This window comes from Arthrobacter sp. UYEF20 (assembly GCF_040546335.1).
Classification (GTDB): Bacteria; Actinomycetota; Actinomycetes; order Actinomycetales; family Micrococcaceae; genus Arthrobacter.
Window position 1 is genome coordinate 57,280 of sequence record NZ_JBEPNP010000006.1, and the last position, 21,220, is coordinate 78,499.

Annotated in this window: 22 protein-coding genes; 13 read left to right on the forward strand and 9 right to left on the reverse strand. The window is 64.8% G+C overall.

Translation table 11 applies throughout. The features are described 5' to 3' along the window. The first annotated feature begins 61 nt into the window (after positions 1–61). Both ABIB26_RS08865 and ABIB26_RS08870 read left to right on the forward strand, forming a co-directional pair. A complete protein-coding gene (locus ABIB26_RS08865; protein WP_354241523.1) occupies positions 62–643 on the forward strand; it encodes a helix-turn-helix domain-containing protein in 582 nt (193 codons plus the stop codon). 288 nt (positions 644–931) lie between these two features. Beyond that, positions 932–1,690: a VOC family protein gene (locus tag ABIB26_RS08870; protein WP_354241525.1), complete on the forward strand. Its 759-nt coding sequence runs from the start codon at positions 932–934 to the stop codon at positions 1,688–1,690. A 148-nt stretch (positions 1,691–1,838) separates the two neighbouring features. Here ABIB26_RS08870 and ABIB26_RS08875 read toward each other — a convergent pair whose 3' ends face one another. After that, positions 1,839–2,099, reverse strand: a complete 261-nt coding sequence (locus ABIB26_RS08875) for a hypothetical protein (protein WP_354241527.1) — start codon at positions 2,097–2,099, stop codon at positions 1,839–1,841. A 439-nt stretch (positions 2,100–2,538) separates the two neighbouring features. On the opposite strand from ABIB26_RS08875, the gene ABIB26_RS08880 reads away from it, so the two are divergent. Further along, complete coding sequence (locus ABIB26_RS08880) at positions 2,539–2,835, forward strand: hypothetical protein (protein ID WP_354241528.1); 297 nt, start codon at positions 2,539–2,541, stop codon at positions 2,833–2,835. An 82-nt stretch (positions 2,836–2,917) separates the two neighbouring features. Further along, positions 2,918–3,265, forward strand: coding sequence for a VOC family protein (locus ABIB26_RS08885; RefSeq protein WP_354241530.1), 348 nt, complete (start codon positions 2,918–2,920; stop codon positions 3,263–3,265). Positions 3,266–3,685: 420 nt separating this feature from the next. Here the strand turns inward: ABIB26_RS08885 and ABIB26_RS08890 are convergent, their stop codons facing one another. From ABIB26_RS08890 to ABIB26_RS08900, 3 genes are all read right to left on the reverse strand, one after another. Continuing rightward, the gene (locus tag ABIB26_RS08890; RefSeq protein WP_354241531.1) at positions 3,686–4,744 is read right to left on the reverse strand and encodes a cytochrome b/b6 domain-containing protein; all 1,059 of its coding nucleotides are present in this window, start codon (positions 4,742–4,744) and stop codon (positions 3,686–3,688) included. Between the two features lie 548 nt (positions 4,745–5,292). Further along, positions 5,293–6,273, reverse strand: a complete 981-nt coding sequence (locus ABIB26_RS08895; RefSeq protein WP_354241533.1) for an electron transfer flavoprotein subunit alpha/FixB family protein — start codon at positions 6,271–6,273, stop codon at positions 5,293–5,295. 11 nt (positions 6,274–6,284) lie between these two features. Beyond that, entirely contained in the window at positions 6,285–7,061 is a 777-nt protein-coding gene (locus ABIB26_RS08900) for an electron transfer flavoprotein subunit beta/FixA family protein (protein ID WP_354241535.1), read from the reverse strand. A 296-nt stretch (positions 7,062–7,357) separates the two neighbouring features. On the opposite strand from ABIB26_RS08900, the gene ABIB26_RS08905 reads away from it, so the two are divergent. Together ABIB26_RS08905 and ABIB26_RS08910 are read left to right on the forward strand one after the other, a co-directional pair. After that, complete coding sequence (locus tag ABIB26_RS08905; RefSeq protein ID WP_502913643.1) at positions 7,358–7,669, forward strand: SDR family oxidoreductase; 312 nt, start codon at positions 7,358–7,360, stop codon at positions 7,667–7,669. A gap of 516 nt (positions 7,670–8,185) precedes the next feature. After that, positions 8,186–9,835, forward strand: a complete 1,650-nt coding sequence (locus tag ABIB26_RS08910; RefSeq protein WP_354241538.1) for a serine hydrolase — start codon at positions 8,186–8,188, stop codon at positions 9,833–9,835. A gap of 229 nt (positions 9,836–10,064) precedes the next feature. On the opposite strand, the gene ABIB26_RS08915 is transcribed toward ABIB26_RS08910, so the two are convergent. Then, positions 10,065–10,463, reverse strand: a complete 399-nt coding sequence (locus ABIB26_RS08915; protein ID WP_354241540.1) for a hypothetical protein — start codon at positions 10,461–10,463, stop codon at positions 10,065–10,067. 544 nt (positions 10,464–11,007) lie between these two features. Here ABIB26_RS08915 and ABIB26_RS08925 point away from each other — a divergent pair. The 4 genes from ABIB26_RS08925 (at position 11,008) to ABIB26_RS08940 (ending at position 15,234) form a co-directional block, all read left to right on the forward strand. Next, entirely contained in the window at positions 11,008–12,525 is a 1,518-nt protein-coding gene (locus ABIB26_RS08925; RefSeq protein ID WP_354241542.1) for a purine-cytosine permease family protein, read from the forward strand. Continuing rightward, the gene (locus ABIB26_RS08930) at positions 12,518–13,129 is read left to right on the forward strand and encodes a TetR/AcrR family transcriptional regulator (protein ID WP_354241543.1); all 612 of its coding nucleotides are present in this window, start codon (positions 12,518–12,520) and stop codon (positions 13,127–13,129) included. Before ABIB26_RS08925 ends, ABIB26_RS08930 begins: the two co-directional genes overlap by 8 nt. A gap of 99 nt (positions 13,130–13,228) precedes the next feature. Next, positions 13,229–14,218, forward strand: a complete 990-nt coding sequence (locus ABIB26_RS08935) for a nitrilase-related carbon-nitrogen hydrolase (protein WP_354241545.1) — start codon at positions 13,229–13,231, stop codon at positions 14,216–14,218. Beyond that, positions 14,215–15,234 carry an agmatine deiminase family protein gene (locus tag ABIB26_RS08940; protein ID WP_354241546.1) on the forward strand — a complete coding sequence of 340 codons (1,020 nt, stop codon included), beginning with the start codon at positions 14,215–14,217 and terminating at the stop codon, positions 15,232–15,234. Before ABIB26_RS08935 ends, ABIB26_RS08940 begins: the two co-directional genes overlap by 4 nt. Positions 15,235–15,375: 141 nt before the next feature. On the opposite strand, the gene ABIB26_RS08945 is transcribed toward ABIB26_RS08940, so the two are convergent. Together ABIB26_RS08945 and ABIB26_RS08950 are read right to left on the reverse strand one after the other, a co-directional pair. Continuing rightward, on the reverse strand, positions 15,376–15,771 hold the full coding sequence (locus tag ABIB26_RS08945; RefSeq protein WP_354241548.1) for a VOC family protein: 396 nt from the start codon (positions 15,769–15,771) through the stop codon (positions 15,376–15,378). A 2-nt stretch (positions 15,772–15,773) separates the two neighbouring features. After that, complete coding sequence (locus ABIB26_RS08950; protein ID WP_354241550.1) at positions 15,774–16,604, reverse strand: arsenate reductase/protein-tyrosine-phosphatase family protein; 831 nt, start codon at positions 16,602–16,604, stop codon at positions 15,774–15,776. A 738-nt stretch (positions 16,605–17,342) separates the two neighbouring features. On the opposite strand from ABIB26_RS08950, the gene ABIB26_RS08955 reads away from it, so the two are divergent. Continuing rightward, the gene (locus tag ABIB26_RS08955; RefSeq protein WP_354241552.1) at positions 17,343–18,089 is read left to right on the forward strand and encodes a GOLPH3/VPS74 family protein; all 747 of its coding nucleotides are present in this window, start codon (positions 17,343–17,345) and stop codon (positions 18,087–18,089) included. On the opposite strand, the gene ABIB26_RS08960 is transcribed toward ABIB26_RS08955, so the two are convergent. Next, entirely contained in the window at positions 18,084–18,263 is a 180-nt protein-coding gene (locus ABIB26_RS08960; RefSeq protein WP_354241553.1) for a hypothetical protein, read from the reverse strand. The genes ABIB26_RS08955 and ABIB26_RS08960 overlap by 6 nt on opposite strands. A 196-nt stretch (positions 18,264–18,459) precedes the next feature. On the opposite strand from ABIB26_RS08960, the gene ABIB26_RS08965 reads away from it, so the two are divergent. Further along, positions 18,460–19,158 (forward strand): DNA alkylation repair protein, encoded by a 699-nt coding sequence (locus tag ABIB26_RS08965; RefSeq protein WP_354241554.1) that lies wholly within the window; start codon positions 18,460–18,462, stop codon positions 19,156–19,158. Between the two features lie 422 nt (positions 19,159–19,580). Here the strand turns inward: ABIB26_RS08965 and ABIB26_RS08970 are convergent, their stop codons facing one another. Continuing rightward, positions 19,581–20,180, reverse strand: coding sequence for a PadR family transcriptional regulator (locus tag ABIB26_RS08970; RefSeq protein ID WP_354241939.1), 600 nt, complete (start codon positions 20,178–20,180; stop codon positions 19,581–19,583). Positions 20,181–20,427: 247 nt separating this feature from the next. Between ABIB26_RS08970 and dctP the strand changes: the two genes are divergently transcribed. Next, a complete protein-coding gene (gene dctP, locus ABIB26_RS08975) occupies positions 20,428–21,189 on the forward strand; it encodes a TRAP transporter substrate-binding protein DctP (protein ID WP_354241942.1) in 762 nt (253 codons plus the stop codon). The last annotated feature ends 31 nt before the right edge of the window (positions 21,190–21,220 follow it).

The following is a 21,220-nucleotide window of genomic DNA, read 5'->3' on the forward strand; positions in this document are numbered from 1 at the left end:
AGCTTCCATCGCATGAACGAGAATTGACAAACTTGTTTGCCGTTATGGCAAAGTGGGGAGTATGGAAACTGAGCTTGACGATGTTCTCGGGGCGGTCGGCCCCCGGCTTCGGGCACTCCGTACGGAGCGAAACCTCACCCTCGGAGATGTGTCCTCCGCATCCGGAGTATCGGTTAGCACCCTGTCCCGCCTGGAATCCGGCCAACGCAGGCCCAACCTTGAAATCCTGCTGCCCCTCGCGAGGTTGTACGGTGTTCCCCTCGATGATCTGGTCGGCGCGCCGCCCACCGGGGATCCGAGAATCCACCTGCAGCCCATCACCCATGCCGGCATGACGGCTGTTCCTCTCACGCGCCGCCCCGGCGGACTGCAGGCCTTCAAGATGGTGCTCACCGGTGACGCCCGCGGGGCAGAGCCGGACCCGCGCGTGCACGAAGGCTACGAATGGCTCTACATCCTCAACGGACGACTGCGTCTGGTGCTGGGCGACAAGGACTTTGAACTTCGCCCTGGCGAAGCCGCGGAATTCGACACCCACACGCCGCACTGGTTCGCCAGCGCTGACGGCAGACCCGTCGAGTTCATCAGTCTGTTCGGGCAGCAGGGCGAGCGAATGCACGTGCGCGCGCGTCCCAAGCCCTGATAGCCGCAGAGGTCCGATGCGTTCTGTCCCTAGCGCCTGCCCGGTAAACGTTGGCGGATCGATCTGCGACACTGAGGCCGCTGCCGGGCAGCCAACGCTGTGCGAGCCAGGAGCGGACCCGCCAGGGCCCTGCCCCACGCCTTCCACCGCACGTCGACCCCGCGACCATCCCGAGCCGAGCCGTCCAGCGGTAAAGCCTGGGGTCACTTTGTTCGGTCTTGCCCGAAGGTGCCGGCGTGGGAAACAATGTTCCGGCCGGATCCAGCCAGGTCGAAAGGGATTACTACTATGACAGCGCGAGACACGTCCTCAGTCGGTGCCCCGTGCTGGGTCGACACCTGGCAGCCCGATCCCCGGGCCGCCAAAGACTTTTACGGTCAGCTCTTCGGTTGGAGTTTTGACGAACCGGTCCCGATGCCGTCCGGTCTCGACGGCGACTACTACACCGCGCGCCTTCACGGGCAGTTGGTGGCCGGCATTGGGCAGGCGCCGCCGCTGACACCTCCGGGCTGGATCACCCACGTCCGTGTCGAGGACATCGGGGAATCCTTGGCCCGCGCCGAGCGGGCAGGAGGCAGGCGCCTCGGGCCGTCTGATCCCGGGTCCGACTACCGCTTTGCAGTGCTCGCCGATCCTACCGGCGTCCCCTTCAGCCTGCGGGAGGCGGGTGAGAACGACGGCGTCGAACTGGCCAATGAGCCGAACTGCTGGGCCATGAGCTCGCTGCACACTCCGGATGTTGGACGGGCCCAGGCGTTCTACGGGGCGATGTTCGATTGGGAGCTCAAATCATTGCCGGACGTTCCTTTCTCGCTGTGGCTGCGCTCGGACCGGGTCGTGGCGGTGGTGACGGCAACCGATGACGTCGAGGTCCCACCGCATTGGAGCGTCAACTTCGCCGTCGCCGATGCCGACGCCATCGCCGAGCATGCTGTTGCTCTCGGCGGTGGAATTCTTATGGCGCCCACGGACACTCCGGGATTTCGAAGCGCCGTGATCAGCGACCCTCAAGGGGGCGTCGTCGCGGTCAGTGCAACCACAGGCTGACGCGAACTTCCAGCTGTCGTTAGCTCGGCGTAGCACCCGAACGGTAGAGGACGACGGCGGGACCTCCGCCGTCGTTATTCCACCGTCCCGCGCTGGCCTAAGCGTCGGGTGGCAGCGTCCGGCGGGTCCAGGTCGGTCCCGGCGCTCCCTAGGGCTCGACGAGCGTCAGGATCGTTTCCGGACGGACGCCGTCGAATTTCATCGCTTCGGCTGCCGCTTCGGACTCCATAATTCGCTGGAAAGTTTCCATTTCGGGGACTTCGACGATCAGGCCTACACGGTGGCTCTTTGCCGGGTCGATGAACGTTCGAACCGTGATGCCCAGAGGCCCGAATACCTCTTCCCTTTTTGGTGAGCTGAGCCAGTGCTCAACGTCGTCGACTTCGTGGAAGATCATTATTGTTGGCATCGTTGCCTCTGCTTTCTGGGTTGTGCCAGGAGCCGGGCTGGATAGGAGCCGCGGGAGGACATCCTGATCACGCTGAACGTACCACGGCCTCGAATGCAGCGGTAGCAGGAAAAATTGAGGTCCGGCCCCCGCCAAAACGGACGCGGTCGACGGCGGGAGGTCCCGCCGTCGTCCGCTGTTTTTGCCTACGCGCAGTCCCCGGACATCGGCGGGCTCACGTCCCTGCCGGCCCTGCGGGAGCAGTGAACCAACCTGCACCGCGGTCTGCTGCTGGACGCCGGCGAAGCGTGGTTCTCCTGGCCGCCGGCCCCGGAGACCATCCGCGGAACAGTCGCCGAACTGGACCGTCTTGGGTCCGTGCGCCAACTAGTTGACATCCAGGGGGACGGGGTCTATTGGTTGGCATGTCCAACCCATTCAGACCTGACTAGGAGAAGAAATGGAAGCCGCGCCGTACGGAGTCGTGCACTTTTTCGCAGGAGGCACGAAGGATCAGTACGAAGCCTCAATTGCCGCCGTTCACCCGGGTGAGGGGCGCCTCCCCGAGGGCCAGATCTTCCATGCCGGAGGCGCTTCTGCCGGCGGCTGGACGATCATGGCTGTCCATGAGTCGAAGGAGAGTTGGGAGAAATTCCGCGACGGCATCCTCCTTCCCCGGATGCAGCAGGGCATCGAGGGCGGATTTGCATCCCCGCCCGAAGAGACGGTCATCGATCTGTACAAGGTCATGCCCTAGGAATGCTGGAGGGCGCCGCCGAGGGTCTGGAGAGCTGTGGCGTGCCTTGTGGTCGATATAAGTCGATGTGAAAGGAAGAGCGATGGCCGCCATAGTGAACTACTTCGAGGTCGGCTCGTCGGACCCGGATGCCGCGCGGACTTTCTACGGCTCACTATTCGATTGGAGCTTTGGTGAGCCCTCGCCTGCTGGCTACCGGACGGTGAACGGCGGCAACGGTGGTTTGTGGGACACCACCTCGCTGGGCGGAAACGCCTGGGCGATCTTCTACGTGCAGGTCGATGATGTGAAGGCCGCGATCGGCCGCGCCGAGTCGCTCGGAGCGAGCGTTATCATCCCATTCGTTGACAACGGCGCCATCGAGTTCGCGCACCTCCTCGATCCGCAGGGAAACCGTTTCGGCGTGTGGCGGCCGAAACAGCCGGTGTGAGCCAGCGGAGAGGCGCCCGTACCGCTGATCGGGTTTCGGGAACGGACACGGCAAGTCGGATGATGCTGTGTCCATAGACGGAGCTCTTCACGGCCGCAGGCAAGGTTTGATCCGGGCCTCTATTACGCGCGTGCGGTCAGGCGGGCGCGGGCCGTGGCCGGACCTCATGCTGGCGGCCGTTGACGGGAGACATGAACGAGCGCGTCGCAGGCCTGACGCGCCCGTCAATGCATTGAGCTTGTCAGTGCGACGAACCCAGTGCCGCTGGCTAGGTCAACGCGTCGATGGCGAGGGTGATCGCAAGGATGAGCGGGATGTCCTCGCTCTGCGCGATGTCGACGCCGTAGGAGTCCCAAGCCCTGACCAAAGATCCGGTCCGCCCGCCGGCGCCTCTCCCGAAGCGGATGGTCCGGGGGAAACCTAGCGGCTGCTCACCTGACCGAACAGCTTCGCGATTGGTGCGAGTACGAGCGGGCGGGCGGCGTACCAACCGGCCGCCGTGACGGCGATTGCGGCCGCGAAGAGCCAGAACCCGACCCAGTTCACCACGTCGGTCCCGCCGAACATGTGGTTCAGATTGCGCAGCGCACCGGTCGAGAACACCAGGAACACGTGGACGAGAATGAACAGCACGAAAAACAGCATCGTCGGGAAGTGGATCGCACGCGCAGCCTCCACCAGGTAGATCTTGTTCAGCGTCTTCGCGTTCTTCGGCCAGAACTCGCTCATGCGCACTCCCGTGACCGCTGCGAGCGGGGCCGCGATGAACACCACGAGGAAGTACATGAGCTGCTGCAGGCTGTTGTAGTTCACCCAGCCGGTCTCAACGGGCCAGTCGAGTGTCATGTACTGCAGGAGAGCAGAGAGCGCGTTCGGGAACACTTCCCAGCTGGTCGGTACGATTCGCACCCAGCGGCCCGAGGCAAACAGCAGCACCACAAAGATGAGCCCGTTGGCCAGCCACAAGATGTCGAGCGACTGGTGCAGCCACAGGTTGATGCTGATCTTCTTGCCACCGCGCTTCGGCGTCCAGAACGCCGGCGGCTTCTGCTGGGTGCGCACCTGATAGCCGGAGCGGATGATGAGCACCATCAGGAAGATGTTCAGGAAGTGCGTCCACTGCGCCCACCACGGGAAGCCGGACTCGGCGGTCTCGGGCAGGTGGTACTCGCCGGGGTACCTCTCGAGGAACTCCGGCACGCCCGGCAGCGTGGTCACCCCGCGTGCGGCGAGGACCAGAATCCCGGCGGCAGCCACGGCGCCGACGGCGAGGAGCACCACGCGCTTGATCCACTGGCCCAGGGTGCGCGAACCGTAGAGCCTTGCCTCGGTTGCGGCCTTCGCCGGCTTGTCAGCGGCGACCGCCTTCGCGACAGGCAGTGCTGGAGGCACGACGGCGGTACGCACCGAGGGTGCCTCACTCACCACGGCCGGTGCTTCAGGCGCGGCAACAGCGGGCGCCGCAGTTTCGGCAGTCACCGCAGCTGGTGCCTCAGCGACAGCTGCGGTGACTACCGGGGCCGTTGTAGCAACTGCGGGCGCGAATCCTTCGGGCGGCCACGGCTCACCACCGGGGACACGGGGAAGCCCGCGACGAAGCGACGTGGTTCCCGCCGTCGTCGTGGCCGGTGCGGTTTCCGAAGCAGCTGCAGACGGCGTCGCTCTCGGCATTGCATTCTCAGCAGTATCTGCTGCGACATCTGCGGCCGGCGCGGGCGCGGCGGCCGCTGCGGGAACCGTATCTGATACTGAAACGTCGCCCGCTGGCGGCCAAGGCTCGCCGCCCGGCACGCGCGGCAGGCCACGGCGCAGCCTCCGCGCCAGCGCGGCGCCGTCGTTCACTGCTGGGACCGGAGCGGACGCCGCCGTCGTATCCGGCGCCGTTTTCTGAACAGCTGCCGCTCCTGCCGCTCCTGCCGCTCCTGCCGCGACAATGCGTGCGGGCGCCTCGCCTGCTGCCGGCCAGGGGTCACCCCCTTCGACGCGCGGCAGGCCTCGCCGAATAGACCGAGACTGGGTTGCCATCGCTACTTCTTCCGAGCCTCAAGTGCGCTGATCAGCTGAGGCACCACCTTGAAGACGTCGCCCACCACACCGAAGTCGGCGATCTCGAAGATCGGCGCGTCTCCATCCTTGTTGATGGCGACGATCGTCTTCGCGGTCTGCATGCCGGCCCGGTGCTGAATCGCGCCGGAAATGCCCAGCGCGATATACAACTGTGAGGACACGGAAACCCCGGTCTGGCCGACCTGATGCGACTGCGGGATGTAGCCCGCATCCACCGCGGCACGCGAAGCACCCACGGCAGCACCGAGTGCATCGGCGAGCTGTCCAACGAGGGCGAACTGTTCCTCCGACCCGAGGCCGCGCCCACCCGCGACAACCTTCGCGGCACCACGCAGCTCCGGCCGCGAGGTGGCGGCAACCACCTCCTCGAACGAGTCGATCCGCGCGGACGGCTTGCCCGAGGGCGGCACCGCCAGGATCTCCGACGCCTGCGGCTGGGCCGTGGGGCGCGCCTCGATGGAGCCCTGGCGGACCGTAATCACCGGCGCCCCAAAGGTGGACGTTGACGTCACATCGTAGGCACCGCCGTAGACGGAGTGGTGTGCCACGACGCCCTCGTCATCACGTGACACACCGATCGCATCGGCAGAAATCGCTGCACGCGAACGGGCAGCGTAGCGGCCGGCGAGGTCGCGCCCATTCAGGGAATGCGAAATCAGGATCGCGTCCGGCTGCACCTGCTCCACAGCGGCGGCCAGAGCGTCCGCGCCCGGCACTCCGAGCGCGGACGGATCCGGAGTCTCCGCGATCAGTACGCGCGCGGCACCAAGGGCCGCGGCCTCCGCGGCGGCGCTCCCGGCGCCGGGGGAGGCAAGTACCAATGCAACTGGCGTGCCGACTGCGGCGGCAGCGCCGAAGAGCCCGGCCGCAGCCTTCTCGAGTTCACCGGAAGCCCGGGTTTCCACGACGACGAGGATCGCGTCACGAGGGAATTCAGTCATGTCGTTACTCCTTACGCCAGTCGGTTCTCTACAAGGAAGTCGGCGAGCTTCTCGCCGGCGTCACCCTCGTCAATGATCTTTACGCCCGCCGCACGCGGGGGCTTTTCTGCAACAGTCAGCATGATCGAACGCGCCGCGTCCGGGTTGTCGGCCGTGATCCGGAGGTCTGCGAGGGTAAGCACGTCAAGGGGCTTCTTCTTCGCGGCCATAATTCCTTTGAAGTTCGGGAAGCGCGCCCCGGGAAGCGCTTCGGTAATGGAAATCACCGCGGGCAGGTTCGCTGATACCTTCTGCACGCCGGAATCAACGGGCCTGGAGCCGGACACGGCGCCGTCGCTGATCTCTACGGTGCTGAGGCCGGTTGCATGCGGCACGTCAAGCAGTTCTGCAAGCATCGCGGGAATCATTCCGCCTGATCCATCGGTGGAGACGTTGCCGGTGATCACCAGGTCAAACCCAACGCGACGGATCGCTGCTGCGAGGGTTTCAGCGGTAAGTCCAAGATCCGCACCCCGGAGCGCCTCGTCAGAGACGTGGATGGCGCTCCCCGCGCCCATTGCAAGCCCCCTGCGTATCGTTGCCGTCGCACCCTCGGGAGCGAGGGAGACGACTGCGACCTCAGTGCCTTCGTTAGCGCCGGCGTAAGTCAGTGCCAGCTCCAGGGCCCGCTCACCGATCTCATCAATGACTGCCTCGCTGGCTGCCCGATCGGCGAGGCCTGTTTCAAGGTTCAGTTTTCGGTCCCCGTAGGTGTCGGGGACTTCCTTGACTAGGACGATAATCTTCATCGATGGCTCTTCCTGTGGCGGGCCTGTCTCGAGAGAGGAGACACGGCGGATCTCCATTGAGTCTACGAAAGTGCTGCCCTTCCCGCCGGACGGGGCCCGTGTCGCGAGTTGAAGGATCTAGCCTTCGTCCTTGGCAGTGCTTATGCCGGAGGGGATCAGAGCCATGACGTTCGAGTCGGCGGGGGTCCCCGCCGACTTCAAGAACACGACCTCCTACCTTGCGGAGGAAAAATGACCCTGCCCCCATCCGAACGGGGAGATCTCCAGCCGCGTCCGCCTGGCGAGTAGAGGAAGGATTGCCTCACGGAGGCTGTGGCCTGGCATCCAGGCACGCCGTCGTCGGCCTGACCAAGAACTCCGCCGTGATGTACGGGCCCAAGGGACTGCGCTTCAACGCCGTGGCTCCCGGCGCCACCATCACCAACATCGTGGCCACCTGGGGATCCCAGCTCGCGGCCGTGCGACTGGGCCCGCTGATGCAGTCCACCGTCCCTACGCCCGCCACGGCCGCCCAGCTCGCCGCCTCCATCACTTTCCTGCTCAGCGACGACGGCACCAATGTCAATGGCGCCGTCCTGGCGTCCGACGGCGGCTGGTCGGCCCTGTAGGTCAGCGGCGCCCAGGATGGGGGCCATTCGGAAGCGGTGGCTTCCTTCGAGTTATTGGGTTCCACGGAAGGCGCAGCGGCCTCTTACTCTTCCCGGTTTTGGTAGTACCGGACTTCGAGCATCTTGGCACCGTACTCGGAGATCCAGGGGCCGTGTGCCATGCCCGGAGGCCGGATTGCCCAATCGAGTGCGTTGAACGTCCGGTTCGGCCGCTGATCGAAGGACGGCCGGCCCCAGCTAGTACGCCTGGAGTCCACGACCGGGAAAGCTGCAGCCAACGCAAGCGGACGACGGCGGGAAGTCCCGCCGTCGTCCGCCTTACAAGGCATTCGGGATCATCGAGCGGGCACTCGAGGAACACTGGGGCTCAGGTGAACTGCCGGAGCTATCGCCCAAGTCGCGGCGACTTCCGCAGCCTCCATTGCCTGGTTGCAGTGCGCGGTTCACTATGGAGACAAACGGGACGGCCGGCACGGACCGGTAGCGCTCTCGGCCTCACGGATCAAGGGGGAGTACATGGACGACAGCACCGGTTCTGTTTCCCCGAACCGACGTACGCTGCTGAAGGCGGCCGGGATTGGGGTGGCCGGTGTGGCCGGTATACCCCTACTGTCCGCTTGCACCGGCGAATCCGTACAGCCTGCGTCATCGGCGTCGGCATTACTGCTCCCGGCCCCGCCGGGACAGATCGAACCGCTGCTGGACCGGCCGAAAGTTACAAATGCCTTGGCCAAGCTCGACGGATTGATCCGGGACGCCATGGAGCGCACCGGGCTGCCGGGGATAGCCGTAGCCGTGGTGTATCGGGACGAGGTGGTGTACTCCAAGGGCTTTGGGGTCCGGGAGGTCGGAAAGCCCGAGGAGATCGGTCCTGACACGGTGTTCCAGTTGGCTTCTGTGTCCAAGCCCCTGGCGTCCACGGTGGTGGCAGGGTTGGTGGGGCGGCAGGTCATCAACTGGACCGACACAGTCATTGAACATAACAAGGGCTTCGCGCTCAAGGATGACTACGTCACGCGGAATGCGAGCTTTGCTGATCTGATGTCACACCGCAGTGGGCTGAAAACGGGTTCGGGCGATCTGCTGGAGGACCTCGGATTCGATCGGGCGTACATCCTCGGCCACCTCAACCAGGAGCCCCTTGATACGTTCCGGTCCAGCTACAACTACAGCAATTTCGGCTACACGGAAGGCGGCCAGGCAGCAGCCGATGCCATGAAAATGACCTGGGAAGACCTGGCCGACGAGATCCTGTTCCGGAAGCTGGGCATGTCCGCCAGCAGTTACCGTCACTCGGACTATGAGACAGCTTCAGACAAGGCCATCCTTCATGTGCCCCTCGGGAACAAGGAATGGGCAGCGAAATACCGCCGCAACGCCGATTCCGAGGCTCCGGCCGGGGGTGCGAGTTCGTCGGTGCGGGACCTGGCGCAATGGCTCCGGCTGCAGCTCGGCAACGGCAGTTACGAGGGCAAGCCCGTTATTGATTCGGCTGCCCTCCAAACAACCCACGTTCCCCATGCAGTCTCCGGGCCGGCGTCGGCTCCCGCTGCCCGCTCCCGTTTCTATGGGCTGGGGTGGAACGTCTCCTACGACGATCAGGCCCGTGTCCAGCTGGGACACTCCGGGGCATTTAATCTTGGCGCAGCCACGGCCGTCTCGATGCTTCCAGGTGAACAACTGGCAATTGTGGCCCTGACCAACGGGCGCCCACAGGGGATTCCTGAAGCAATCACCGCAGGCTTCCTGGATACAGCCCAGCACGGATCGCCCACGGTCGATTGGCTGGCATTCACCGCTGGCGTATTCAAACAAATTGATGAGTCCGAGAATCCCAAGGTCGACTACACCAAGGTTCCGCCTAACCCCTCTCCTGCCAGGACAAACAGTGCCTACACAGGCACCTATGACAACTCCTACTTTGGCCAGCTGGTGGTCCTCGAGCAGGGCGGGAAACTGGCCATGAGAATGGGGCCGCCTGGCAGTCCCACCACTTTCCCGCTTACTCACTTTGACGGCGACACGTTTAGCTTCGAATCCATCGGAGAGAACGGCAACGGCCTGGCCGGTGCACTGTTCGCAGGAGCAAACGGCGGCTCCTCGCCAAGCGTCACCCTGGACTTCTACGACAGAACCGGGCTGGGGACATTCACGCGGGCCTCGTAAGGCTACGGATTCCGGCCGCACTTGGTGATGCCGGGGAGGACGCCTGGCAGACGCTAAACGGAAACGGACGACGGCGGGAGGTTCCCGCCGTCGTCCGCTACACCGCTGGAGGGACGGCTACTGAGCCGGTTTCGCTGACATGTGCGACGCCAACAGCTTCCAGTGATAGGCCTCGTTGACCCACACTTCACGGTCATCGATTCCCGGTCCCGGCTGCGCCGCTGCCGGCTCAGACATGGAGGAGTTCATTGATGATGCGCTGGCCGGCGCTGCGTTCGCGGGTGGCGAGGGATCCCATCAGGTCCACGGCAATGGCGGCCACCGGTGCCTTGCCTTCTGCGAAAGGTTCGGCGAGGTTCACCTCATGGATGATGGCGTTGCCTTCAGGGTCCCGGACCATGCCGAAAGCTTCGGCCAAGGCTTGTGCATCCCCAGCCATCACGTAGCCTTCGGCTATCCCTCCGCCGCCGGACATGCCAAACCTGGCGGCGGTGCCTTGGTCGCGCATTGCCGTGGGGCCGCTGGCGATCAAGTGATCGTTCAGGGCGGCGAGTCCGTCAGGGCTGACCCTGAACCGGGTCGTCGTGTCCTTGTTTCGAGCGAGAATGCAGACGGCGTTGGCGTCCAATTCGTGAAGCCTGGATTTCAGCCGGGATTTTTCTGAGGGGGAAATCCAAGTGGGGTTCTGTCCCGATAGCAGGGCCAGAGCAGCCCAAGCGGTCTTTGCTGTCCATGCCCGACCACGGCGGGTCCCTGTAGCGGCGAGTCGTTCAACCGCGGACCTGTCGATGAGAATGGTTTTCCCTGCTGTCCCAGCCGAGGTCAACTGGCCGGAGCCCAATAGCCGGTGAATGGACATTTTGCTGCGGCCGAGGCGGTCGGCGGCCTCCGCGACGCAGCGGACGACGGCGGAAAGTCCCGCCGTCGTCCGCTCGGTGTGTACCTACTTCTCGTAGACGATGACCCGCAACGAGCTGCGCTGGCGGATGGGGACGGTGCTGCAGGATGCGTGACTGCCCGCACGCCTGGGGAAACCGGATAGGCGTGTTCACCTGCCCGGTGCCGCATGGTGGCCGGGATGCGCGTTGCCCTTGCCAGCTATTGACTGAAAATTCAGTCAGGCTTATGGTTGATGCATGCATCAACGTGATGCAGCTCACGAAAGGCTTGCCATGATCAGCACGCGCTTCCGCAAAGACGCGGATTCCGCCGGTGCCGCATCCGCGCACAAGGACCGCTTCGGCCGCATTGAGTCGGCCGGCATTGAGTTCATTCCCGACGAACAACGCACCTCCCGCCCCCGGAACCTGTTCACCGTGTTCTTCGGCGGCAACTTTGCCTTCTCGGTCATCGTTTTCGGCTGGCTTCCCATCACCTTCGGCCTGGACTTCGTCGGCGCCGCCACGGCCAGCCTCACCGGTCTCCTCGTCGGTACGGCCCTGATCGCCCCGATGGCTCTCCTGGGGCCACGGACCGGCACCAACAACACCGTTTCCAGCGCCGCACACTTCGGCACCCGGGGGAGGTTGATCGGTTCCGCCCTGACCCTGTTGTTCGCCCTTGCCTACGCCGCCATCGCGGTCTGGACTTCGGGGGACGCGCTGGTTGCCGCCGCCGAGCGGCTGCTGGGCGTGCCTGTTGACGGCACCACGCTGGCCGTCGGCTACGCCGTGATCTCCGTGGAAATCGTATTGGTTGCGCTTTTTGGCCACGGCACAGTGGTGGCGATGCAGAAATTTGTCGCCCCGGTGGTCGGCATTCTGCTGCTCATCGGCGTCGTTGCTTTCGCTCCCACGTTCAGCCCCACCTCCGTGCACGCCGAATACCTTCTGGGCGACTTCTGGCCCACCTGGATTTTGTCCGCAGTCATTTCCGTCGGAGGCCCGCTGTCCTACGCGCCGACGCTGGGCGACTACAGCCGGCGCATCTCCGGAAAGCTCCACTCGGACCGGTCCGTGGTCGGCGCCACCTGCCTTGGTGTGTTCCTGGGCCTGTTTGTCACTGCCCTCTTCGGCGCCTTCACCGCCTCGGCTATTCCGGAACTCGGCGGCTCATACGTCGCCGACCTGGTGCGGTCCGCGCCGGCCTGGTATCTGCTGCCGATCCTCATCATCGCGTTGGCCGGCGGTCTCGGCCAGGGCGTGCTCAACCTCTACGCCAGCGGCCTGGACCTCGAAGCCCTCTTCCCGCGCCTGCGCCGCATCCACACCACGCTCATCACGTCGGTGATCGCCGTCGGACTCCTCTACCTTGGTGTCTTCGTGTTCAACGCGGTGGACTCCATCACCGCCATGACGCTGGTGCTCAACGGATTCGCCGGCCCCTGGGTGGCCATCAACGTCCTGGGCTTCCTGATCGCCCGCCGCGGCAAATACCACGCCGCAGACCTCCAGCTCTTCCGCGCCAACGGACCGCGAGGACGGTACTGGTTCAGCAACGGCTGGAACCTCCGGGCCGTGATCCCCTGGGCCATCGGATCAGTCTTCGGCCTGCTGGCCACGGACACATCCCTCTACACCGGCCCGCTCTCGCAGCTCGCCGGGGGAATCGACCTCAGCTTCCTTGGCTCCACAGTCATCGGAGCCGTCGGCTATCTCGCGGCGCTCCGGCTCTGGCCCGAACCGCCTGCCTCCCCGGCCGACGCCGCACCGGAGCGGGGTGAGCACGTATTACTGTCAAACCATGACTGACAAACTAGCCAAGATCCTCACCGCCGCCACCACCTGCATCGCCAGGAACGGCGTCCGGGGAATGCGGGTCAACGATGTGGCTGCAGAAGCCGGAGTTTCGCCGGGCCTCCTGTACTACCACTTCACCGACCGGGCCGGCCTGCTTGCCGCAACGCTTGAACACATCAACAAGCAGGTCAGCAAGGACGACGCCGCTCCCGCCTCCCCTGACGCCGAAGACCGCGCCCGGCACTTCAGGCACCTGCTCCTTGACGAAATCAAGGACGACGCAGATGTCCGCCGGAATTCGGTGGCCTGGAACGAACTCCGCGCCTGCTCTATCTTCGAACAGGAACTGGCAGAACCGCTGTCCAGGACAACGCAGGAATGGAACCGCGAGATCGCCCAGGCCATCGTGGCCGCCAGCGAAGGCACCAGCGACGACGAGGCCGCAGTCACTGCGGAGATCCTCACCAGTTTGGTGGAAGGGATCTCCGGCCGCTGGCTCAACGGTTTCATCACCACAGACCACGCGCGTTCCCTGTTGACGACGGCCATCGGCTCACTCACCACACCACGCCCGGCCACCTTGCAGGAACCTTCCGGACAGGGTCTGGGCAAATGAACCACCAACCCAACTCTCACCCACCTATCAAGCGACGCGATTCCAACGGAATCCCGCGATCATGCAAGGACCCCTAGGGTCCCGTTAGGAAGCACCACCATGGACATCACCGCCAACACCGAACCGCCCGTATCCTTCGCCCGGAGCCAGGAAAGCACCCGCCGGCCCCTCCGCGTGGCCCTGGTCCAGCACCACTGGCGGGAAAACGCCGCCGAACTTGCGTCGGTGCTGACCGAGGCCATCGGCAAAGCCGCCGACGCCGGAGCCAGGGCCGTGTTCCTGCCGGAACTGACGCTGTCCAAATATCCCGCCAACGTCCGGGCCGGCAGCAACCCCGCCCGGAATGCCGAAGTCCTGCTCAACGGCCCCACCTTCGAGTTCGCCGCCAACGCGGCCCGGAAACACTGCGTCACCGTCCACGCCTCGCTCTACGAGCGCTCAGACGGAAACGACGGACTGGGCTTCAACACCGCCATCCTCGTCTCGCCCCAGGGCGAGCTGCTGGCACGCACCCGCAAGACCCACATTCCCGTCAGCGCCGGCTACTACGAGGACACGTACTTCCGCGCCGGACCGGCCGTCGACGCCTACCCCGTGTACCGCCCCGCGGAACTGGACGGGGCCGCCGTCGGACTCCCCACCTGCTGGGACGAATGGTTCCCGGAGGTCGCCCGGCTGTATTCGTTGGCCGGCGCGGAAATCCTGGTCTACCCCACGGCCATCGGCTCGGAGCCGACCTTCCCGGACTTCGACCACCAGCCGCTGTGGCAGCACGTGATCACAGGCCACGGCATCACGAACGGCACGTTCATGGTGGTCCCCAACCGGACGGGCGACGAAGGCGACATCAACTTCTACGGTTCCTCGTTCATTTCCGATCCCTACGGCCGAGTCCTGGTCCAGGCGCCGCGGGACCGCGAAGCCATCCTGGTGGCCGACCTCGACCTGGACCAGCGCAAGGACTGGCTGGACCTCTTCCCGTTCCTGACCACCCGCCGCCCCGACACCTACGCCGAACTCACCCGGGAAGTCGATCTCGACCGCCCGTACGGGGCGGTATCCGCCAAGCAGACCGCGGCGCAGCCATGAGCTGGATGATGCCGAGCGAAACGGGCCGCCAGGAAAGGGTCTGGATGGCATTTCCGCCGGAGCGATCCTCGATAGGGCACACCGCGGAGGAAACCCATGAGGCCCGCACGGCCTGGGCAGCCGTGGCGCATGCTGTGGCGGCATTCGAGCCGGTCGCCATGGTGGTGGACCCGCTGGACATCGCTGCCGCGCGGACCTATCTTTCGGCTGGCATTGACCTGGTGGAAGCGCCCCTCGATGATGCCTGGATGCGGGACATCGGGCCCACGTTTGTGACCGGCGACGACGGCCGGCTGGGCGGGGTGGACTGGGTCTTCAACGGCTGGGGGCAGCAGGACTGGGCCACGTGGGGCAAGGATTCCGGGGTCGGTGCGGAAGTGGTGAGGCTGGCCGGGGCGGAGCTGCTGGACAGCCCGCTGGTCAATGAAGGGGGCGGGATTCAGGTGGACGGCCTGGGCACCGTACTGGTCACCGAGACGGTGCAGCTGGATAAGTTCCGGAACCCGCACCTGACCAAGGCTGACGTTGAAGCCGAGCTGGCCCGCACCATCGGCGCCACGCACGTCATCTGGCTGCCGCGCGGGCTGACCCGTGACACGCAGGAACTCGGAACCCGCGGGCACGTGGACATCGTGGCCGCCATCCCGGCACCCGGCGTGCTGCTGGTCCACTCCCAACGCGATCCATCGCACCCGGACTTCGAGATCACCGCCGATATCATCGCGATGCTCGCCGGGACCCGGGATGCGCAGGGCCGGGCCTGGGACATCGTGGAGGTGCCCGCCCCGGACACGCTGCGCGACGAGCTCGACTGGGTTGACTACAGCTACATCAACCATCTGGTGGTGAACGGCGGCGTCATCGCCTGCAGTTTCGATGACCCCGCGGACGCGGGAGCCCGCCGGATCCTGGAGCAGGCGTATCCGGGCCGCAAGGTGGTGATGGTCGATGCCCGCCCCATCTTCGCGCGGGGTGGCGGCATCCATTGCATCACCCAGCATCAGCCGGCCGTCTGACCGGCAGCCATGCAGCCCCCTGCTGTGGACGGCCATACCACCGGTGATCTCGTTTGGGTGGCTGGCCGGCACTGCAGGGGAGAGGCACCCAACGCAAGCGGACGACGGCGGGAGGCCCCGCCGTCGTTCGCCTGTGTGAATCTATTTCTCGCCGGCGGGTTGGAACAACTCGACTGCGTTGCCGGAGGGGTCTGCGAGCAAAATCTGCTGACCGCCTGGGCCGGTGACAATGTCATTTCGGAAGGCAAGGCCTGCGGCACGCAGCCGCTCCACCTCGGCCGCGATATCGCTCACGATGAGGTGGATACGGTTCCATCCTCCCGGTGCCGGCACCGTGCCGTCCGGCATTGGCCGGCCTGCCGAGCTACTCGGCCCGCTCAGCAGAAGCCGCAGCCGGCCGCGGGTGACGTCGGCGAACGCCGGTGCGGCGCTCATCCTGAGGGTGAACCCGAGGTGCTTTGTATAGAAGTCGATCGCCGCATCGACGTCGTCCACCATGTATCGGACGCTGACCAGCTCCGTAAGGTCGTTGGGCATTTCTAGCTCCTTTCCGAACTCGTTTGGGAGTACTCGATTGCGTAAAGCAGGAAATGGATCCGCGTGGTTAGTTCGTCTGCTGTGCGAACAAACGCCGGGTAACTTTCCTGATTGGCTGCTTCGGCCGCCGGATCAGGGAGGCTCCAATGCACCATCGCGGGTGCCCCCGGGAAGTCCGGGCACACTTCCCGTACGCGGTCACAAAGGCTGATCACAAGGTCCAACCGCTGATCGGCGAACTCACTCAGATGCTTGGAACGAGCGCCGCTAATGTCCAGGCCCCGCTCACGCATCACGCGTACGGCGTTGGGGTGCAGGTCTGTGGGGTGACTACCGGCGCTGGCGGCTTCGATCCGGGATCCACCCAGTCGCCCCAGGATCGCCTCGGCCATCTGGGACCGGGCGCTATTGCCCGTGCAGAGGAACAGAACCCGGAGGGGTGACTGCGCGGGCGACTGACCCGGTGGCCGACCCGGCGGCCGGCCAAGAGCGCCCGCCGGCAGTGTCAGCTCAGCCGGGACCAGCCGCAGGCCGGGGTGAAGCGCCGCGCCGGATTCGGCAAGCCGTTCGCGATACAAAGCCAGGTTGAGGCTGTAGTAGGTGTCGCGTCCGTCGGCCGAGCTACGCCGCATGCTCACCAGCCCGCCTGTGCGGAGTTGGCCGAGATGGTAGGAGGTCAGGCTCTGCCTCTGACCGACCAGCGCCGTTAGCTCGCGCACCTGCCGGTCGCTGCGTGCCAGCTCGCCCAGCAGCTGCCACCGCACGGGGTGCCCAGCCAAACGGAGGAACCCCGACGCTACCGCCTGAGCGTCTCGGGATGTGGTGTAGCTCACGCTAAAATTATATCAATTTAGATAGATCGATCAAAGATGTTTGATTGATTTGGCCGGACCGGATCGGAGCTCTTAACTCCGCCCGTGATGCCGAGCCCGTCCGCGGCCTCGGCCGAGATTGCCGCGGGTATCATCGGTATGATCCGGCCCCTGGAGAGTGGAGCAACACATGCAGCTCGGCGCTTTTCCACCAGCCTCGCCGTCAAGGACATCGCGGCATCCGCTGCCTTCTGCGAGAAACTACGCTTCAGCAGTTTCGGGGGGACATGACCCAGAACTGGTTGATCCTGAAGAACGGTGAGACTGTCATCGGCCTCTTCCAAGGGATGTTTGAGTTGAACATGCTCACGTTCAACCCGGGCTGGAACCAGAACGCGGAGGCGGTGTACCCGTTCACCGATGTGCGCGAGCTCCAGCGGGAACTGAAAGCCAAGGGCACGGAGTTCCTTTTTTGGGGCGGACGCGGAAACGGCGGGGCCGGCGAGCTTTATCGTCCTGGACCCGGACGGCAACCCGGTTCTCGTCGATCAGCACGTCCGATCTGCGAGGGGCCGCGTCAGGCTGAGTGCCCTGTAAGCACCGCGCCAAGCACCAGCGGACGACGGCGAGGTCCCGCCGTCGTCCGCTCACTGCGGCCGCAAAACTTTTGGAAGCGGCTGGCCAGCGGCAGCGCAATGCAGACGCCGACGCTTGTAAATCCTCATTGTGGTGGCTGCCCGACTGCGCCACGATGTTCGTATGAACGCTGAAACACCGAAGGCGGCGGAACTGAACCTTCCCCAGGCCTTCCTCCTTCTGGCAACGAAAGACAAAGACGGCAAACCTGAAGTGCCGGTGTACGCACTCAGGACCACTTTGGCAGGGGCAATATTGGCCGAGCTGGACCTGATCGGTGCAATCGGGCTGCAGGGGAAGCGCGTCAGGGCTACCGGCACCGCCCCGCAAACGGACTTCCAGCGCGAGCTGGAGCTCATCCGTGGCAAATCTCGGCCGCACACTCCCAAGCGGTGGGTCTCGATGCTGGAGGGCCGCGCCGAAGTGCAGCGTGTCTACGAGGGGATGGCGTCCCTGGGCATCGTGGAACATGTCGGCGAAAAGCACCTGGGTCGGTTCCGGGCCGTGCGGTACCCGGAGAAGGACCACGCTCCGGAAGCTGCGATCCTGCAAAAGATCCAGGCCGCACTGAGCGGTGAACCGTGGGAACCCGCGAAGCCTGATGCCAAGGCGCCCGATGCCGGGGCGTCTGATGCCACAGCGCCCGATGCCAAAACGCACGCTCCCGCCAAGTCTGATTCCAAGGCACCCGATGCCAGAACCACGGCGCTGATCGCCCTGCTTCAGGCCGCCGGACTGTTCGGCAAGTTCTTCCCGGCAGCAGACAGAGTCCGGGCAGATGAGCTGGCGAAGGACTATTGGCCTTCCCGTGCGGTGGAGGACGAACTGCGTTTGATCAGACTGGCGGAGGAAGAAGCCCCAACCTTATGACACTGCCTGAAATCGCCGGGCGCGGGAGTTGTCGGTCTGCGTGGAGTCCAGGAGCCCGCCGCCGGCCCAGCGCCTGAGCGCGAGCTTCTCGGCGTCGTCGAACTCCGTGCGGGCCAGCCGGCAGAGCTGTTCAACATGTCTGGTCCACGCGGCAGCGAGTTCCGAGGCTGCCATCGCCGTATCTGGCGGCATCGACACCGCGTGACCCCAGTGGGGCGTCTTTGGACGATTCGGTACACCATGCTCCGGGCGACCTTGAAGGAGTTCGGCGATCTCGTCCGGTGGGATTCCGCCGTCGAACCGGCGTGTACGACGGGAGGCCGACTTCCGTCGTAGGCTGAATCTCGCACGTGATGGACAGGAGGCTGAAGTGACCGAAACGACTCTGACCGAGACATCGGTGGCCGGGGTGATGGCCGAGCTGGCCGCGCTCGAGGACCCGAAGGCACGCGAGGTGAACGAGAAACACGGTGACGATCACGGTGTGAACCTCAGCAAGCTGCGCGCGCTCGCGAAGCAGCTGAAGACGCAGCAGGAACTCGCGCGCCAGCTCTGGGAGACGGGTGACACCGCGGCGAGACTGCTGGCCATCCTGATCTGCCGCCCAAAGGCGTTCGGGCGTGATGAGTTGGACGCCATGTTGCGCGAGGCGCGCATTCCCAAGGTGCACGACTGGCTCGTGAACTACCTGGTGAAGAAGAACCCGCACGCCGAAGAGCTGCGGCTGGCCTGGTCCGCCGATCCGGGTTCAGTGGTCGCGAGTGCCGGCTGGGCGCTGACCGCCGAACGCGTGGCGAAAAAGCCTGATGGCCTGGACCTCGCAGGACTGCTCGATGTCATCGAGGCGGAGATGAAGGACGCCCCGGATCGCCTGCAGTGGGCGATGAATAACTGCCTGGCGCAGATCGGGATCGCGCACGCCGAACACCGCGCCCGTGCACTCGACATCGGTGAGCGCCTGGAGGTGCTCAAGGACTACCCGACTTCCCCGGGCTGCACGTCTCCGTTCGCGCCCGTCTGGATCACCGAGATGGTGCGCCGACAGCACGATAAGCCGACAGCACGATAAGTAGGAAGGTCCGCTCACCCCCGGCGTGCGACTGACTGGAGTGCCTACCGGTTCGTGGACGTGCGCTGTCCTGGCGGAGGAAGAAGCCGCAACCTTATGAGGCTGCCTGAAATCGCCGGGCGCGGGAGCTGTCGTTCGGCGTGGACTCCAGGAGCCCGCCGCTGGCCCAGCGCCTAAGCGCGAGCTTTTCCGCGTCGTCGAACTCCATGAGGGCCAGCCGGCAGAGCTGTTCAACATTTCTTCGCAGCGCTTGTCGCGGCCCGTGTGGCGGGGGTTTAGCGGGGTTCGATGGTGCGACAGGAAGGGTCGCCTCATCAACCGTGGGTGCACTTATGCGGTATGAGCGGGCTCAGGCTGACTAAGAACCCACGGAGCTCCTGCGGTCGCCTGTTGACGGCTGCAGGAGCTCTGAAACGGCGGCGTTAGTCGGCGAGGATGTGGTAGAGCGCGCGGCGGGTCTCATCGATTTTTTCCATCGCGGCCTTGCGTTGTTCCTCGGTGGCCGAGAAGCGGAACTGGTGGATGACCCCCATCAGTTTTCCCACGCTCTGATGGAACGCCGGGCCGGATCCCTGAGGATCGGTGTTCCACGCGTTCCCCAGCTCTTCGGCGTGATCGGCCACGTAGGCCTTACCCGCATCGGTGAGCGCGAACTCAGTGCGCCGGCCGTCACCTGCCGGCTCGATGAGCTCTTCATCAACGAGCTGTTGCAGCGTCGGGTATACGGAGCCAGGGCTGGGACGCCAGGCGCCAGACGTCTTTTCAGCGATTGTCTTGATCAGGCCGTAGCCGTTGGAGGGTGATTCGGCCAGGAGGGAAAGTATCGCCGAACGAACATCGCCCCTGTTGGCCCGGCGTGAACCGCCGGGGCCAAACCCGGGACCAATGCCCGGGCCGAATTCCGGCCCAAACCCGCGGCCCGGCCCGAAACCGCCGTGTCCGTGGGGTCCGCGACGGCTCCTGCCGCGCCCGAAGCGTCCCAGCGTGGGCCCGCTGTCTGTGAATTTATCGTCGCCATTCATAACGGCATCGTCCCTCCATTTCATTTGCGTTTCTCTGATGGCGCCGATCATCGGCGATAGTTAACGATATGTCGGTAAGTATCGCTGGTCAATGATTGTTTCGCTGCAGGGTTGTTGGGACATCAAACGCTGGCGCTGCCGGCTCTTCGCCACCGCCGGGAAAATCATCACCCGCGCCGCCGGAACCACCTGCTGCTACCCGACGCAGCTCCGGAGAAACCATTGATCGGCGCACTGCTCGAAGCCGATCCGGCTACCTGCCCTCGGTCGGGGCCCTGGCCTCTCGACGTCCGTATACGCGTCCGTGGTGCCGGAAATGAACGGAGTCAGCATCCCCTACCTGTTCAAGGACACCACCGAGGAGGCTGCTTTCCTCAACGGCAAGCCCGGCCAGGTGCTGAAAGAAAAGCTGGCCCAAAAGGACACTGTTGCGCTCAGCTTCCTGACCAGGACCGGCCGTGAGATCACAAACTCGGTGCGTCCGATCGAACAGCCCTCGGACCTGAAGGGCCTGAAAATCCGTGTCCCTGGCAACCCGCTCTGGACCGATTTCTTCGGGACGCTGGGCGCAAGCCCGACCACCATGGCCTTCTCCGAGGTCTTCACGGGCCTGCAGACGGGAACGATCAACGGTCAGGAAAACCCGATCGAGGTGCCGTGGACCAATAAGTTCTCCGAGGTGCAGAAGTACGTGTCGCTGACCAACCACATCAACGACGCCTGGGTCCTTGCCCTTTCATCTAAAAAGTGGGGCACGCTCTCCGAGGACCAAAAGAAGGCCCTCACCGACGCCTCGGTCGAAACGGCGACGTTCAAGACCGGCTACGACTCTGAGCAGTCGAAGAAACAGCTGGACGAACTCACTGCCAAGGGCATGAAGGCCAACGAGCTCAGCGCCTCGGGTCTTGAAGAATTCAAAGCCGCTTCCAGGGGCCTTTACCCGAAGTTCTCCGAGCTGATCGGCAAGGAATTCTTCGATCAGGCGATCGCTTTCACCGCCTCCAACTAACCGCCCACGGGGCCGGGGCGCCAATGGCGCT